We start from the raw sequence: 16,825 nt of genomic DNA, 5'->3' as shown, positions 1-16,825 counted from the left end.
TTAAAAGGTGATGAAAGCGAGGCCGAACTCCGTTGGAACTTCTATTGCCCTTATTAATTGTAGCGGCCGTAATCGTAACAGCATCGTTACTTCAGAAGCGCTATCCCCAAATTCCTCTGCCCTTTTATTTAATTGGACTAGGGGCTATCGTATCTTGGCTGCCCTTCCTCCCGACAGAGTTCGAATTTGAACCCGAGGCATTCATGGTTTGTTTAATTGCGCCTATCCTTTTTGGAGATGGCAGGGTCATATCGCGCAAAGAACTGTTGGAATACCGCAAGCCAATTCTCCTTATGGCGATCTGGCTTGTTGTCTTTACGGTCATTGGCATTGGCTATGTGATTCACTATCTGATTCCGTCCATGCCACTTCCCGTTGCTTTTGCTTTAGCGGCAGCCTTGTCACCTACGGATGCGGTTGCGGTTAAATCCATGACGCGAGGCCGGACGTTCCCTAAAGGTTTAATGGCGATCTTGGAGGGAGAGTCACTGCTCAATGATGCAGCAGGTCTCGTCTCGTTCAAGGTTGCGTTAGTTGTCGTGATGACAGGTGTATTCTCTGCCAAATCAGCTGCTTTAGAATTTCTGCTTGTGGCTCTTGGCGGCTGTCTGATTGGGCTTGTAATCGGAGCTGCATTGGTGAATTTTAGGATTTTTCTTAGAAAAAGAGGCTTAGAAGAAGTCCACTCGCTGGTTACGATTCAACTCATAACACCATTTGCGATCTATCTTGCTGCGGAGGAACTCCATGTTTCCGGCATTTTGGCCGTCGTTGCCGCGGGTATCGTGCATGGCTTAGAGCGCGATCGGTTGCAGCAAACCACGACGAAACTGCACATCATCTCGATGAATACGTGGTCGATGCTTAGTTTTATCCTGAATGGCCTCGTATTTGCTTTGCTTGGTCTGTTACTTCCGGAAGTGATAACAGGGTTGCTCCATAGTGGTGAGGCTTCGGTCTATAAAGCATTTGGTTTAGCCCTCGTCATATACGCGGCGCTAGGTACAGCGAGGTATTTATGGGTGTATTTTTTACATAATGACTTCCTGCCTGCTAATCACGCGAGCGCTAAGATCGACATGAATACGAACCGAAAAGGATATGCACTTGCTGCCAGCTTATGTGGTGTTCACGGTACGATCACCTTGGCAACAGCCCTTTCGATTCCCTTTCATTTGTCCGATGGAACGCCATTTCCCCTGCGCAATACGATCTTGTTTATTTCGGCCAGCGTTATACTGATCAGCATGTTAGCTGCCTCTATAGCAATGCCATTCATAGGGAACTCCACTGTCGCTGAGGCTGATTCAGCAGCAATGACGATGAAAGAAGCGAGCATTCATTTGGCGAAACAGACAATTCAATTTCTCAAAACCGAAATGGATGCCATGAACTTCGATGCGACCCTTGCAGTCACGAAGCAGTTGGAGGAACAAATTCGAATTGAGTCGTATGGCTCCGTCAAGCTCTCTGGTTCCTATATTCGTGAGCTGCAGCAAATTGGGAGAGAAGCGGAAACCACAAGGCTCTGTGAGCTCATTGATCAAGGTGTGATTTCGCCTCAGCTGCAGGCCGTGTTTATGCTGCTGCATAAACCGCAATCGGAATCCTTTTTTCTAGCGAGGCTCCAGTATCTCTGGGTCCGATTCAAATTGAACCTGCTTAACCGTAAAATTAAGCAGCATCGCAGGGAGGGGGTCCCCGAGAGATTCCGATCCGTTTCGGACATGTTTGAAGAGCTTGAAACCATTGAAACACAATTGCAGCAGGCAGCCGTTACCGCAATTCGTAAGCAAAAATCGAAGAAGCATAAGCTCGAAGCGCTGCTTGTCATCCAGCATTATTCGCGCATGCTAAAACGTGAGAAACAGAAAGATAACGAGTGCTCTGAAGCAGAGTTTCTACAACAGCTGCGGATTACCCAACTGCGAAGTGTACAAATTAGACGAGATGGGGTTCAAGAGTTAGAAGAAGCGGAGCAAATCTCAAGGGGAACTGTGCATGAATTGCTGCAAGCGATAAATTATGAGGAGATGCTTATTTTGGACAGTGGCGGGGAGGAAGCAGCGCCATGCTAAACCGAGTAGACAAAGGGTTGTTCCAATGGAACAACCCTTTTGTTATTTGCGAGGTCGTAGGAGATACCACTCTACAACTAACAGGTTCATCAAAAGACCGAACCAGACGTTGACATTCAGGATGTCTGTGATCATTTGTGCCCTTCCGCCTCCGGGAAGCTTGAATCCGTGCATGGCTAGATAGAGCAAAATGCAGACGGGAACGACGACTCTAGACGTAATTGCAACTAAGGTGACCGCATAGCTTCGAATCATCCAGGCGCGATGCTGTTGGAGTTCCCCTTTGACCGCGTAACGGAATCCTTTCCAAGTCGTGAATAGCCACAGCAGACTTAGTGTAAGAAAAGCCATCGCTTTCGTAAAGTTCTCCGCATAAAAGGTTAATACAAGGCCTAAAATCCCACTGACCATAACACTGATGACATAAACACGCCCTAATGCCTTATGCCACACGGTGTAGCTAGCTCGAAACCGCGCATGAAATTGAAATAAACCGCTTATCAGCGCAATCGTGGCAACCGCGATATGAAGCGTGAGCACCGTGTAGTGCAGAGGAAAATCCACGTCAAGGGTGATTCGGCTATTCGCTGAATTGAAGGTCACATAGGGGAATATGGCAGCTATAGCGACCCCAATAATAAGGATGATAGATAGAATACTCAACTTTTTATTCATGCGGGACCCCCGATTCGTGACACTCTCCTCCCTAGTGTAAAGCCTAAATCTAAAGCAACGCTTACGCTGTTATTAAAATTTTCTAAACTTTGGAATGAGCAGTCGTGATATGTACTTTAGTGCAAATATTGATGTGATTCAATGCATGTATTCTAAAAGCATTTCGCACTATGATTAGGTTGAGAGTAAACAATATAGTGCAAATATGCAGGAGGTTACATGATGTTGCATCCATTCATGGGAATCAGAGATTGGGATCGTATCGGCATGTCCGTAGAGGATTCAGCTAAAACATTACAACGCATTGCTTATGTAGATCGTCAATTAATGCGGATCGAGGCAGCTCATATGGCGGCTAGACCTGAATATGAAATAAAAGGAGCGCTCGCTCGCTTAAGCTATCAGGATGCGGAGCACCACGATCAATTCCGCAATCGGATTAAGCAGCTACGCATGAGCACGGTAGCGTTCGACAAGTGCCCAGATGCTTCTCTGAACGAGCTTATGCAAACGGTACTGAATTCGCCTACGACTTTGTGTTTATTGACGGCACTTTTTGAAGTTGTGAAACCAGCGCAAATCGCTGCTCTTCATGCCTATAAGAGCAAAGCGCAGCCGCTCGTTGATGAGCCTACGCTCCACATCATGAAGCACCAGCTCATTGACCGCGAGGAGCAAATGGCATGGGGACGTGAGGCGCTGCAATATTTGCTGCAGTCCGCGTCAGGATCAGAGAAGGAAGAAGTGAGTCGCTGGAGAATGTATGTGGAACAACTGCTTGAAGCGGCAGGTGGTATTACGGGATGGGAAGAACGCATCCCGTTGGATCCATCTGTTCGAATCACCGTCGAGCCATTTACCATGCCGCAAACGAGCACGCGTGACAGTCGTTTCAGCACACAGGTTGTGAAAATGCAAGGGTTCTCTATCCCGGACAATGAGGAGGGAAGATTCTTAACGATGATGCTGGCGAGGTATTTCGAAATGTCGCCAGCGGAAGGCGTGGCTTACGTTCATTTCACGACAGAGGGTAAACCGTGGCAATTCTATCGCGATACAGCTAGACATATGTGGGATGAAGTCCGACATAGTTGGTTCGGTGAAGCGGCACTTCGCGTGAAAGGGTACGATGTGTATCAATTCCCGAATTGGACGGGGTGGTATGATATGACGGCACAGCTATTCGAAGGGACCGAGGCGTATTCGCATTTGACAATTGCTATCGAGAAAGCGGCAATGAAGTATCCGCCAGGTAAGCGCGAGGAGTGGGAGTTCTGCCGAGATACGGCGAAGGATCCGCTCATGACGACGTTTCAAGATTTTGACTGGGCGGATGAAGTGGTGCATGCAGGCTTTGGTCAGCGTTGGATGATTGATGATGTTCACCGCGGAGACGCGCGTGCAGCACAGGAAGAAGCAGAGAGAACCGTGAAGAAACGTGCGGTGTATATGGAGTCGCAGGGGGATCTTGCTACAAACAAACCGGCGGGAAGCCTAGGAGGCTATTAACACGAATGAAGGCACAAGTTGATATGACCAGAATCAATGATGGCTCTAATCGTCCACCGCGTCTCGAAATACATCAATCCATGTGGGCGATGATGGAGCTTGGCGAAACGAAAGTTGAGCTCTCATTGGAGGCGAAACTCGAGCGCATTGCGAGCGCAGGCTTTTCCGGCATCTTAGCTAGAGTGCCGGAGATGGAAGTCAGGGAAGAATGGATGGGATTGCTGAAACAATATGGTCTTAGCTTTGGCTCGCATTGCTTCCCCTATAACCCGAGCGATCTATCGGCTCATATTCAGCAGGCGAACGAGATGGATATGCTTTATGTAAATGGGCAGGTGGCCGATTCCTTTGTAATCGGGGAGGAAGCTATTGAGCTGCTCGGAGGTCTCAGTGCTGTGTCGGCTGCGCATCAGATGCCGTTTTATGTGGAGACGCATCGCGGCAAGATCACGCAAGATTTGATCCGCACCGTGCAATACGCACAAGCGCTGCCCAATCTGCGGTTTACATTGGATATCTCCCACTACGTGTTAGCAGGGGAAATGACAGAGAAACAAGACAAGGCGGAGCTGCTATTTGAGACGGTGCTGGAGCGAACGTCTGCCATTCATAGCCGCATTTCTTCCGGAGAGCAAATTCAAGTGCATGCGGGCTACTCCGATGCGATATTGGAGCGTTATGAGAAATGGTGGACACAAGCGATGCGCTATTGGCTGCAGGGGGCTAGGCCTGGCGACATACTGCCATTTGTTTGTGAACTCGGTCCTGCACCATATGCAATCAAGGGATTAAATGGTACAGAACTATCCAATCGGTGGGAGCAGGCTTTGATTTTAAAAAATGTGGCGCAAGCTTGCTGGAAACGTGCTACAGTAGAGTAAAAAAGTGAGGCTATCGTATGGAGCAAATCACACTCAAACAACTCGAATTTATACGTCATCTTACGATTAAAGCGGTTGATGGATTATCGGAAGCTACGCTGGATCGTGTGCCCGCAGGGTTTAATAACAACATCAGATGGAATTTGGGGCATATTTATCTTGTTCAAGAGAATTTTGCTTTTCATTTTGCTGGCGAGCCCGTACGACTACCTGAGAATTTTAAACAGTTATTTGCAAAAGGAACGAAACCAGCAGATTGGAACGAGGAAACACCAACGCTCGAGGCTTTACTTGAGCTGCTTTCGGAGCAGCCCAAGCGGATTCAGCAATCTTTGCAGAATCGCTTAGACGAACGTGTAGAAAAGCCTTTCACAACAGGCAGCGGCTTGCTTCTAAATACAATTGGGGAATTTTTGAACTTCACGTTGTATCATGAAGGGATGCATTTTAACTCGATTACGCTGCTAAAGCGTTTCGCAACCAACCCATAGCCGCTGGTATTAACAACCTCTTCGAGCTTGCTTATGAAGAGGTTTTTTTGTCTATTATGGTATAATTGATTTAGTCCCATGTTGAAGTAAGGAAGAGGAGATACGATGACAGATCATATAGCAAAACAAGATACAGGTTGGAACTTCGATAACAGTTATGCTAAGCTTCCACAAACCTTCTTTACACAAGTGAACCCTACCCCTGGACGCGCACCGAAGTTGGCTGTGCTTAACGGTCCATTGGCAGCAACGCTAGGGTTAAACGCTGAAGTTTTACGAAGCGATGAAGGCGTCGCAACACTTGCAGGCAACCATATCCCAGAAGGCTCGTTGCCTCTGGCGCAAGCTTATGCAGCACACCAGTTCGGACATTTTAATATGTTAGGTGATGGCCGTGCGATCCTGCTGGGCGAACAGATTACGCCAATTGGCGATCGGGTAGATATTCAACTGAAGGGTTCAGGCAGAACCCCCTATTCCCGTCGAGGTGATGGCCGCGCAGCCCTTGGACCGATGCTGCGCGAATATATCATCAGCGAAGCGATGGTTGGGCTTGGCATTCCTACGACACGCAGCTTAGCTGTTGTAACTACGGGTGATGTTATTTACCGCGAAACTGAGCTGCCTGGGGCCGTACTGACACGTATTGCATCTAGTCATATTCGTGTGGGTACTTTTCAGTATGCGGCACAATATGGGGCATTAGAAGATATTCAAGCTATTGCGGACTACACCATACAAAGGCATTATTCCGAAGTCGCCCTGCAGGGCGACACGGATGAGAAGCGTTATCTCCACTTCCTACAGGAAGTGATCAAGCGCCAAGCCCAATTGATCGCCAAATGGCAGTTAGTTGGTTTTATCCACGGCGTAATGAACACGGATAATATGGCGATTAGCGGAGAAACCATTGATTACGGTCCTTGCGCCTTTATGGATACCTATGACCCAGCCACCGTCTTCAGCTCCATTGACACACATGGCCGCTACGCTTATGGCAATCAGCCGCGAATTGCCGTGTGGAATCTTGCAAGATTTGCAGAGACGCTGTTACCACTGCTGCAAACCGACGAGAAGCAAGCTATTCAAATTGCTGAGGGAGCACTTTCCGAGTTCTCGACAACCTATTACGAAGTATGGCAAGCGGGTATGAGAGCGAAGCTTGGGATTTTTGGCGAAGAGGCCAATGATCATGAGCTGATTGAAGGCTTGCTCAGCTTAATGGAGAAGTACAAGGCGGACTACACGAATACATTCGCAGCTTTCACTTTCAATAAGCTTGAAGACACCGTCCTCTGGGGCACGCCTGAATTTGATTCGTGGCATGAGCTATGGCAAGCGAGACTTGGCAGACAGCAGGAAAGCCAGGAGGCTTCGCAGCAATTGATGCGAAGCAGCAATCCTGCGGTCATCCCAAGGAATCACAGGGTAGAAGAGGCGCTCGAAGCAGCTGTCGAGCATGGCGACTACGATGTGATGGAACAACTTCTTGCTGTGCTGGCAAACCCCTTCGCACATGCACCTGAACAGGCTGCATATGCAACGCCGCCTGCGCCTTCGGCCTGTGCGTATCAAACATACTGCGGTACCTAAGACCCAAGTTCATCCATATGGAAGTCAACTGCCTGTTGAGGCGGTTGGCTTCCTTTTTTATTTGGGATAATATTCAAATCATTTTCGCATGCTAAGAGGTAATAGAAGGAAAAAGTAGGGATAACAATGGGTTCTAATTCTAATCCTAAATTACATGAGAAGATGCAAATTCAACCGAATTTATCAGACACACTGTCCATCCTTCAGTCGATGTTAACCGAATATCCCGACCTTATCATTCGCGAGTTTCCAATCAAATCCTCCAAATTACTGGCTATTCTCGTCTATTTGGATACCATATCTGACCGGGAAATGATACATAACAACATTCTCTACCCGCTTATGCATGAGGGAACAGAGCCTACAACCATAGGGCACCTTGTGACGATTGGCAACATCAGTCAAGCTACGGATTGGCCGGTAGTCAAACAGGCTATTATGCATGGTAAAAGCGTGTTATTTCAAGAGGGGCATACAGTAGTTGAAGTACTGGATACGAGTAAATTTCCACAAAGGCCTATTCAAGACCCCAAAGCGGAAATGTCAATTAAAGGCGCCCATCAAGGTTTTAATGAAACAGCGAGTACGAATATCGCTTTAATTCGAAATCTTATTCCGAATGATGAGTTGAAAATGAAGGAAATCATCATCGGCCAAAGAGGAATGGTGAAGGCTTACCTGCTCTATCTGGCGGATGTTGCACACCCCGAAGTTCTTCAGGAATTTGAGGACCGGATCAAGCGAATCAATATCGACTCCGTCATCAGTATGGGGGAGTTGGAGGAACTGATCGAGGACAACGCATTCTCGCCTTTCCCACAGTTTCTTACGTCGGAGAGACCTGATGTAGTAGCTCCCAATATCTTAGAAGGGAGAATTGCTGTCGTGCTGGATGGTTCCCCGGGCGTCATGATGGGACCAGCCTCTTTTGTTACTTTTTTTCAAAATATTGACGACTATACGATGGGATGGCAAGTCGCAACGTTCATGCGTTTGCTGCGATTTAATGCCTTCTTCATAGCGATTATGTTACCTGCCATATATATTGCCGTTATCTCGTTTAATTTCGAAGTGATTCCCTTGCAATTGCTGCTGTCCGTCGGTGAGTCTAGGGCTAGTGTTCCTTTTTCTCCTCTCATGGAGGCATTAATTATGGAGATCACACTGGAAATGTTGAAAGAAGCAGGTATTCGATTACCGGCTCCAATAGGGCAGACTGTCGGTATACTTGGGGCTATCGTCATCGGTCAAGCGACTGTTCAGGCAGGCATCGTGAGTAACATCATGGTAATCGTGGTCTCCTTGACAGGACTATCCTCTTACATTATTCCGAATAGCGATATGTCTGGTACCGTCCGATTAATTCGATTTCCCATGATGCTTCTGGCTTCATTTCTGGGTCTTGTGGGCGTCGGTATTGGCACGATGGTGCTCATAGGCCATTTAATTGCCTTAGAATCGTTGGGAACGCCATATTTCAGCCCCCTGAGCCCTCTCCGTTTTGCGGATTGGAAAGATGCGATTGTACGCTTTCCTATCTGGAAATTGAATAAGCGTCCTTTAAGCGCAAGGCCTACGGAATCAATACGGCAAGATTCAAATCCTCCCGGTGGTGACCGTGAATGAACAAATATGCATTCAATGATATTACGCTTATGCAATTCATTTTTCTAGTTCACGGCGCGCAATTGGGGGTAGGTGTACTTACACTGCCTGCGGACTTGGCTAAGGTCTCGGGAACGGATGGGTGGATCTCACTTTTTATCGGCTGGATCATTACGGTCCTCATCAGTGTGATTATCATTCAAATTATGAAACAACATCCAGATGATACGCTATATGACTTGCTGCCCCGCTATTTTGGCAAGTGGTTAGGAAAGCTGTTAAATCTAGGGGTCATTGCTTATTTTCTTTTGGCTTTTTGTTCAAGCGCATTCGCTTCCCTTCACATCGTCCATCTTACGTTATTACCGAAGACGCCTATTTATTTGCTTGCGGCTGCGATTAGTCTCCCAATCTATACGATTGCCAAGAATCATGTTCGCGTCCTAGGCAGATATGCACAGTTAACCTTTTGGGGCTTGTTATGGTTATTTCCGCTTTTTATTGCGGAGTTAAGCCAGAGTATTTGGTTAAATTTGCTGCCGGTTCTAAAAGAGGGATGGAACCCTGTGTTGGCTGGCGTAAAGACAACCTCCCTATCTTTTCAGGGCTTCGAGAGCATTTTCATTTTGTATCCCTTCTTAAAACCCAAAGAAAAGGCTATAAAAGGAGTTCTCATTGCCAATACATTGACGTTGTTTGTCTATTTCACTGCGGTCATCGTCTGTTTTCTTTACTTTTCCCCCTATGGCATTACCAATTATAATTGGCCTCCACTTCGGTTGTTAAAATCAATAGAATTACGCTTTCTTGAGCGTTTTGAGGTCATATTGACCGTTGCTTATTTATTTGTACTTTCAAGAATTTGGATTCTAAATTTGTATTACGCATCGTTGGGCACAAGTCTGATTCGGGGTAAAAAGGATCATAGACCAGCTGTAAGAATCTATCTCTTTTGTTTCCTGCTTGCTGCATTTTTCTACTCCCCTAACTATAATAAAGCGCAGCAATTAACGGAATGGTCAGGTATGACAGGAATCCTATTCGCATTTGCATTTCCTTGTTTGTTATGGCCCTATACCGCCCTAATCAGAAAGCTTCGCAAGGGGGCTTCATTATGAAACGTCTAGTAAAACTACTATTCATTGCCCTATGTCTGGTGATTTCGCCTGGATGCTATGATCAAATGGCCTTAGAGGATTCCTCGCTGACGCTGATGTTCGGTATCGATTTGGATGAAAATAATAATCTAATCATCTTGCAGCAAAGTCCTGTCTTTTATAAAGAGGCGAAAGAGAAATCAGAATCAATTAGCGTAAAAGTCACCTCCATACGAGAATCCCGCTCAAAATTCGATGCTATTGCGACTGGCATGACCAATGGTGGTAAAATTCAAACCATTCTGCTTAGTAAGCGCCTGCTTCAAGAAAGAAAAGACTGGTTTCAACTGTTCGATGTTTTCATTCGCGATCCCAAACAAACCGTAACTCCGCGAATCATTATGGTGGATGGTCCTATAAAGGAGATATTCAGCTTTAAACCAGCTGATAAGCCACGACTATCCCTTCACATGAGAAAACTGGTGGATACGGCGAGTAAGCGGATTATCACGACATCCACAACGCTTCAAAAATTGACTTGGCAAATGATTGAGAAGGGGACAACGCCATCGCTTTCAAATGTCAAACTGGATAACGATAAGATCCGTGTCACGGGAATAAGCTTACTGCATAAAGACGGCTCCTATGCGACTTCGATTGGTTTGCAAGAAAGTGCCTTAATGATGATTTTGCAAAAACAAGCTAAGGGAGAAGTCTCTCTCTCCATCCCTGTGCCCGAGACGCTGCAAATCAACGATCAAAGTGATCATGTGCTTACTGTGAATTTAAAGAAGGTTAAAACGAAGGTTAAAATCGCAATGAATGAGCAAAACGGTTTTGAATTTGCTATTGGGGTAAAGATGGCCGTAGACCTGACCTCTCGTGACTTTAACGTAGATATCCTGAACCAACAGAAAGAATTGGAAGAGATTATCGCGGCGGAACTTAAGCGAGAGTTTACAGTGCTTATCGAAAAGTGCCAGGTCAATTCGATTGATCCATTCGGCTACGGGTTATATGCCAGAGCCTATGAATATACAGCCTGGAAGCAAGTGCAAGACAATTGGCCAGCCGCATTCGCAAAGGCCACAGTGGCGATTACACCTAAAGTTGATATCATATCAGCGGGAGCGATTAAATAAGGCGCGCCTCGTTTAAAATAATGATTGACGGATGAGACAATTGTTGGTAAATTAAAACCAAGTAATCTTATCAGAATAATTACGTATCGACCGGACCACCGGAGACACAAGCGAAACTTCCACTAGGGAGAGCTGTGTCTCTTTTTTGTATCCTTCGATGCGCGTTTTACACACATACAATATATATAAGGGGGGCTTTATCATGAAGAAAAATCTAATCATGAGTTTCGTTTTATCCACTGTGCTAGTGACGGTGTTGAGTGGTTGCGCAGCAGATTCCAAGTCGACAACCGGCGCAGCGGACACAAAGGCACCAACGTCAACGGCGAAAGCCGATGAGGGAAAAGGTAAAAGCACGACACTTCGCATCGGCTATCAGAAATATGGCACAGTGAACTTCTTGAAAGCGAACGGGGAACTAGATAAAGCGTTGAAAGAAAAAGGGATCACGATTCAATGGACCGAGTTTCCCGGAGGTCCCCAGCTGCTAGAAGCCATGAACGTTGGCAGCATCGATGTCGGGCATACCGGTGAAGCACCCCCTATTTTCGCACAGGCTGCGGGTACACCGCTCGTTTACCTAGGGCATGAGCCGGCTAGTCCTGCAAGTGAAGCGATCCTCATCCCAGAAAAATCAGAGATTAAATCTGTTGCTGATCTGAAAGGGAAGAAGGTTGCCTTGAATAAAGGCTCGAACGTTCACTATTTGTTAGTGAAGCAGCTTGAAAAGGCTGGTTTGAAATATGAGGACATTCAAGTGGCTTTCCTGCCTCCAGCGGATGCTAGAGCAGCATTTGAGAAAGGCAGTGTCGATGCTTGGGTAATCTGGGATCCGTTCTTCGCTGCAGCAGAAACGTCTGCCAAAGCTAAGATTTTGGCTGACGGCAAAGACACCGTTGCTAACCATGAGTTTTATTTAGCTACTCGCACTTATGCAGAAAATAATAAAGATACGGTCAAAGCGATATTGGATCAATTGGCGAAAGTGGATACATGGTCCAAAGATCATCCGAAAGAGCTAGCGGAGACGTTATCCCCGCAGTTGGGAATTGATGTACCTTCCCTGGAGCGTGCTGCAAAACGCAGAGCATACGGCATACTGCCGATTGATGATGCGTTAATTAATGAACAACAGAAAATTGCCGATACCTTTTTCAAACTTGGCCTGATTCCGAAAGAAATTAAAGTCAAGGATGCGGTATTGCCAGCTACGAAATAGGTTCGAGCTACTCATAATGAATAAGGGAGACGATGAAGATGGAAGTATTCTGGTTTATTCCGACACACGGAGACAGCAGATACATTGGAACAACGAAAGGGGCTCGCGCTGTAGATTATGGCTACATGAAGCAGATAGCGCAAGCAGCTGATCAACTAGGCTATGGCGGCGTTCTACTGCCGACAGGCAGATCCTGCGAGGATGCATGGGTTACAGCATCTTCCTTGATTCCTGTGACCGAGCGGCTTAAATTTCTAGTCGCGGTCAGACCGGGCTTGATGTCGCCAACCCTTTCGGCCAGAATGGCTTCCACCTTCGATCGGTTATCGGATGGTCGCTTGCTGATCAACGTCGTGACAGGAGGAGATCCGAAGGAGCTTGAAGCGGAAGGGCTTTTCTTGAAGCACGATGAACGATATGAGTTGACGGACGAATTCCTGCACATTTGGCGCAAAGAGCTTGCGGGTGAACAAGTCGATTTTGAAGGCAAACATCTGCAAGTTAAGGGTGGGAAGATTGTATATCCGCCGATCCAAGCGCCATATCCGCCCATTTATTTCGGTGGCTCTTCACCGGCAGGGATTGAAGTAGCAGCGGATCATGTTGATGTCTACTTGACGTGGGGGGAACCGCCAGCTCAGGTAGCTGAGAAAATCAAAACGGTTCGCGAAGCCGCAGCTAAGCGTGGCCGTACCGTGAAATTTGGCATACGCCTGCATGTCATTATTCGTGAAACGTCAGAGGAAGCTTGGGCGGATGCGAACCGTTTAATTTCCCATCTGGACGATGAGACGATTGCTTCTGCACAGAAAATATTTGCAAGTATGGATTCCGTTGGTCAACGCCGCATGGCAGAGCTGCATAAGGGTGATCGGACAAAACTGGAGATTAGCCCTAATCTATGGGCGGGCATCGGTCTTGTGCGTGGAGGTGCTGGAACGGCCTTAGTTGGCGATCCTGAGACGGTTGCTACGCGGATGAAAGAGTATGCTGAGCTAGGCATTGAGACGTTCATCTTCTCTGGTTACCCGCACTTGGAGGAGGCTTATCGGACAGCGGAGCTGCTATTCCCGCATTTGCCTTTGAAGACTAATGGGAAAAAGGCGAGCACAACTGCGAATTACGTAAGTCCATTCGGAGAACTCATTGCTAATACGGAATTGCCGAAGCCAGCAAAGGGGGTTCGGTCCGATGACAACCAACCTGTCAAAGTCTCTGGTTAAACAACTGCTCCCTTGGGCACTTCCGATTGTACTTATTGCGTTATGGCAGTTATTAGGGCAGCTCGGGGTCATCTCCACCAGAATCTTATCTACACCGTCAGCTGTCTTCGCAGCTGGCGTTCATTTGGCAGAGAAAGGGACCTTGTTCACGTATATTGGTTCCAGCTCCAAACGCGCTTTCATCGGTTTTGCCATTGGTGGTGGCATCGGATTTGCTTTGGGTTTAATTAATGGACTCTTTCCTATTCTTGAAAAACTAACTGACACATCCGTACAAATGCTGCGGAATATTCCTCATCTGGCGATGATTCCGTTAGTTATCCTTTGGTTTGGTATCGGTGAAGAAGGTAAGATATTCTTAGTTGCCCTAGGCGTGTTTTTTCCGATTTATTTAAATACCTTCCATGGCATTCGATCCGTGGATCCAGGCTTAATTGAAATGGGTCGTGTGTATGGACTTCGGCATTTTCATTTATTTCGTAAAATCATAATTCCTGGTGCATTACCTTCGATTTTGGTCGGGGTTCGTTTTTCACTAGGTATTATGTGGATAACTTTGATCGTAGCCGAAACGATTTCATCAAGCTCCGGGATTGGTTACATGGCGATGAATGCTCGAGAATTTCTGCAGATGGATGTCGTTATTTTAAGTATTATTGTGTATGCTTTGCTCGGTAAAATATCTGACTACATCGCTAAGGTGTTGGAACGCGCTTGGCTTCAGTGGCATCCCAATTTCTTAAAACCATAAAGGAGAGTGAGCACGATGGTAGGGAATAAGGGGATTCACTTGCAAGTGAAGCAGGCTGCGAAGGTTTTTGGTCAAAAGCAAGTGCTGCAAGGGGTAGATCTGGATGCAGCACCTGGTGAGTTCATTGCGATTGTCGGGCGCAGCGGCTGTGGCAAGAGTACCCTGCTGCGCTTAATTGCCGGGCTGGATAAGCCCTCGAGCGGGCAAATCGAAGTCGACGGTCAGCAGTTGAAGGGCATCCACTCCGATACGCGTGTATTGTTTCAGGATGCTCGCCTACTCCCGTGGAACCGCGTGCTCGCGAATGTTCAGGTTGGCGTGAAGGATGGCTCGCGTGTGAGAGCAGAGCAGGTTCTGGCTCAGGTGGGGCTATCCGACAGAACGAATGAATGGCCGGGGGTTCTGTCAGGGGGGCAACGCCAACGCGTTGCTTTGGCCCGCGCATTGGCTGGGCAGCCTCGTCTGCTGCTGTTGGATGAGCCGCTTGGCGCGCTGGATGCGCTGACACGCATCGAGATGCAGCAGCTCATTGAGCGGCTCTGGTATCTGCAGAAGTTTACGGCGTTGCTTGTTACGCATGATGTCTCGGAAGCCGTACAATTGGCTGATCGCGTCATTTTGATCGAAGAAGGGCAGATTGCTCTTGATGTGAAAATAACGCTGCCGCGACCTCGTATTCGCGATAGTGGATTCGCTTATTTTGAGCAATTGATTCTGGATCGCATTTTGGTTAAAGAGCAGAATTCGGCCCTAGCAGAAATAGCAGCGACTGACAAATATGCGTATACAATCTAATGTCAGTCTATCGTCAAAAAAAAGCACTTCGAGGCAGAAAGTTTGCCGTTGAAGTGCTTTTAGTTTTCTATGGCGTTTACAATTGGCGGGCATCCAGCTTATGTATATCTGTTGTGGCACGCTTTTCGATCACGATCGATAGTGCTAGTAGACAAAGTAGACCGCCAACGATGAAAAGGGGATACCAAGCTGGTGCAAACACCCCAATTTGCATAATGGTTATCATGGCTAGCGTCGGTAAGAGTGGCTCTCCATAAGCTTTCCACCAATTCAGAGGGAATTTTTCATAATAGAAAAATCCAATCATCGCGATTGCGGAGACAGCCCAACCTCCGGTGTAAATCCATACGGCTAAGACAGGGCTTTCAGCGGCAATGAAGGGGACGATCGCAACGACGAACACGCCGGCCACGATCATGACCCAGAAATTCGCTTTTGTTTTTCCAATACCAGCCAGAATGCTCCCGCCAAGCCGACCCACGGAGGAGAATAAGACGCCTAACGCCATTAACCGAATATATACGGCTGAGTCTCCAGTATTGAAGCTCTCACCAAATAGAAAACCGTTAATTTGATCTGGATATAAGCAGATGACCGCTGTCATTGGATATAGAAAAATGTTATTATACCGAACACAGCTTGTCCCACGGTGTTGGCTTTCCTTCTTATCTTGCGCGCTCTCCGCCACGAAGGGGAAAGTGACGATCATGAACGCCCACGTTATAATGCCGATAAATCCTGTTATTCGAAACCCATTGGATAAATAACCGACAGCGACAACCGAACTGGAACCGACCATCATGACCAAAAAGGGTTGTTGAAACGCTTTGGCAATGTTTCCGGCCCAGGAAGGAATGCCGTATGCCATCATGATCCGCACCTCTTGGAGGGGGATATTCCCGAGCCATTTTGGATTATGCACACGTTCAACTTTCCATCCAATAAAAAGAGCAGTCAGGATCGCTCCCACGCTCATCCATATCGATATATTTTCAAGAAGGTTCAATTGGCCAAGTGGCCATATGACGCCAAGTACCATACCCGAGGTAGAGAGGGTCGTGGTGATGACCATGAAGAAGGCTTGAACGGCGAAATCACGATTCCCAGAGAAAGAGGCGACGCCGATATTGATCATGGAGTTGAACATGAACATGATCGAACTTAGGGTCAGGGCTCCTTTTAGCTCAGGCAGTTGATAATAATTGGCTAAGAATGGCGCTAGCAGGGCTAGGATTAGACCGAAAATAATCCCGAAAAGCGAGCTTCCGAAGAAGGCAACACGGAAATTGGTCTGTACGGCTTGCATTGGTTTTCTTGAAAACGTATAAATCAAGGAGGAGTTGAAGCCCACATTGAGAAATAAGGAGGCCATTCCGAAAATTTGCAGCAACAGATTCACTTGACCGAATTTGGTGGGATCGTCCAGCACACGAGCTAGAACAATGCTTCCCACGGTTTGCAGCATTTGATTAATGAAGAGACCGAGCACGATGATGGAGACATTTCGAAGCAAAAAACGCTGCGTTTCCGTTAGTGTGACACTCCGATTCAGCATGGGGATAGCCTTCTTCCATGTAGTTGTTATCCACAGAGTAGCAGACGCCTCCGTTATTGACAACCGAGGAAATGGAAGATAGAGGGAGATAATACGAGGTATTTTAAGGTTATATATTGCCTCTAAAGAGTCAAAGAGAAATACAGGGATTGCACAATTGTAAAAAACCACCCCTATGCACGTCGCTGGATTTCATATCCCATGACTGCGA

General features: G+C 47.0%; 14 protein-coding genes. 12 read left to right on the top strand and 2 right to left on the bottom strand.

Annotated elements, in window-relative coordinates; translation table 11 throughout:
* Positions 1 to 32: 32 nt before the first annotated feature.
* A complete protein-coding gene (locus AC58QM_RS13115; protein WP_497284584.1) occupies positions 33 to 2,078 on the top strand; it encodes a Na+/H+ antiporter in 2,046 nt (681 codons plus the stop codon).
* A gap of 42 nt (positions 2,079 to 2,120) precedes the next feature.
* On the opposite strand, the gene AC58QM_RS13110 is transcribed toward AC58QM_RS13115, so the two are convergent.
* Positions 2,121 to 2,753, bottom strand: a complete 633-nt coding sequence (locus AC58QM_RS13110; protein WP_497284583.1) for a DUF2306 domain-containing protein — start codon at positions 2,751 to 2,753, stop codon at positions 2,121 to 2,123.
* 219 nt (positions 2,754 to 2,972) lie between these two features.
* Here AC58QM_RS13110 and AC58QM_RS13105 point away from each other — a divergent pair, with 219 nt between their 5' ends.
* The 11 genes from AC58QM_RS13105 (at position 2,973) to AC58QM_RS13055 (ending at position 15,059) form a co-directional block, all read left to right on the top strand.
* Complete coding sequence (locus tag AC58QM_RS13105) at positions 2,973 to 4,262, top strand: hypothetical protein (protein WP_497284582.1); 1,290 nt, start codon at positions 2,973 to 2,975, stop codon at positions 4,260 to 4,262.
* 5 nt (positions 4,263 to 4,267) lie between these two features.
* Positions 4,268 to 5,143, top strand: coding sequence for a sugar phosphate isomerase/epimerase family protein (locus AC58QM_RS13100; RefSeq protein WP_497284581.1), 876 nt, complete (start codon positions 4,268 to 4,270; stop codon positions 5,141 to 5,143).
* A gap of 17 nt (positions 5,144 to 5,160) precedes the next feature.
* A complete protein-coding gene (locus tag AC58QM_RS13095) occupies positions 5,161 to 5,634 on the top strand; it encodes a DinB family protein (RefSeq protein ID WP_497284579.1) in 474 nt (157 codons plus the stop codon).
* A 105-nt stretch (positions 5,635 to 5,739) separates the two neighbouring features.
* Complete coding sequence (locus tag AC58QM_RS13090; protein WP_497284578.1) at positions 5,740 to 7,227, top strand: protein adenylyltransferase SelO; 1,488 nt, start codon at positions 5,740 to 5,742, stop codon at positions 7,225 to 7,227.
* 126 nt (positions 7,228 to 7,353) lie between these two features.
* Positions 7,354 to 8,853, top strand: a complete 1,500-nt coding sequence (locus AC58QM_RS13085; protein ID WP_497284576.1) for a spore germination protein — start codon at positions 7,354 to 7,356, stop codon at positions 8,851 to 8,853.
* Positions 8,850 to 9,950, top strand: a complete 1,101-nt coding sequence (locus AC58QM_RS13080; protein WP_497284574.1) for a GerAB/ArcD/ProY family transporter — start codon at positions 8,850 to 8,852, stop codon at positions 9,948 to 9,950. Before AC58QM_RS13085 ends, AC58QM_RS13080 begins: the two co-directional genes overlap by 4 nt.
* Positions 9,947 to 11,071, top strand: a complete 1,125-nt coding sequence (locus tag AC58QM_RS13075) for a Ger(x)C family spore germination protein (RefSeq protein WP_497284572.1) — start codon at positions 9,947 to 9,949, stop codon at positions 11,069 to 11,071. The genes AC58QM_RS13080 and AC58QM_RS13075 overlap by 4 nt, the downstream gene beginning before the upstream one ends.
* Before the next feature lie 202 nt (positions 11,072 to 11,273).
* A complete protein-coding gene (locus AC58QM_RS13070; RefSeq protein WP_497284571.1) occupies positions 11,274 to 12,290 on the top strand; it encodes a sulfonate ABC transporter substrate-binding protein in 1,017 nt (338 codons plus the stop codon).
* Positions 12,291 to 12,328: 38 nt separating this feature from the next.
* Positions 12,329 to 13,513, top strand: a complete 1,185-nt coding sequence (ssuD, locus tag AC58QM_RS13065; RefSeq protein WP_497284569.1) for an FMNH2-dependent alkanesulfonate monooxygenase — start codon at positions 12,329 to 12,331, stop codon at positions 13,511 to 13,513.
* Positions 13,482 to 14,264 carry an aliphatic sulfonate ABC transporter permease SsuC gene (ssuC, locus tag AC58QM_RS13060; RefSeq protein ID WP_497284568.1) on the top strand — a complete coding sequence of 261 codons (783 nt, stop codon included), beginning with the start codon at positions 13,482 to 13,484 and terminating at the stop codon, positions 14,262 to 14,264. The genes ssuD and ssuC overlap by 32 nt, the downstream gene beginning before the upstream one ends.
* Positions 14,265 to 14,279: 15 nt before the next feature.
* The gene (locus AC58QM_RS13055) at positions 14,280 to 15,059 is read left to right on the top strand and encodes an ATP-binding cassette domain-containing protein (protein WP_497284566.1); all 780 of its coding nucleotides are present in this window, start codon (positions 14,280 to 14,282) and stop codon (positions 15,057 to 15,059) included.
* Positions 15,060 to 15,135: 76 nt separating this feature from the next.
* Here AC58QM_RS13055 and AC58QM_RS13050 read toward each other — a convergent pair whose 3' ends face one another.
* Positions 15,136 to 16,614 (bottom strand): oligosaccharide flippase family protein, encoded by a 1,479-nt coding sequence (locus AC58QM_RS13050; RefSeq protein WP_497284564.1) that lies wholly within the window; start codon positions 16,612 to 16,614, stop codon positions 15,136 to 15,138.
* Positions 16,615 to 16,825: the final 211 nt, after the last annotated feature.

This window comes from Paenibacillus sp. J22P165 (genome assembly GCF_059692015.1).
Note: the sequence above shows the minus strand (reverse complement) of the source record. Positions and strands in the feature narration are given on the sequence as shown.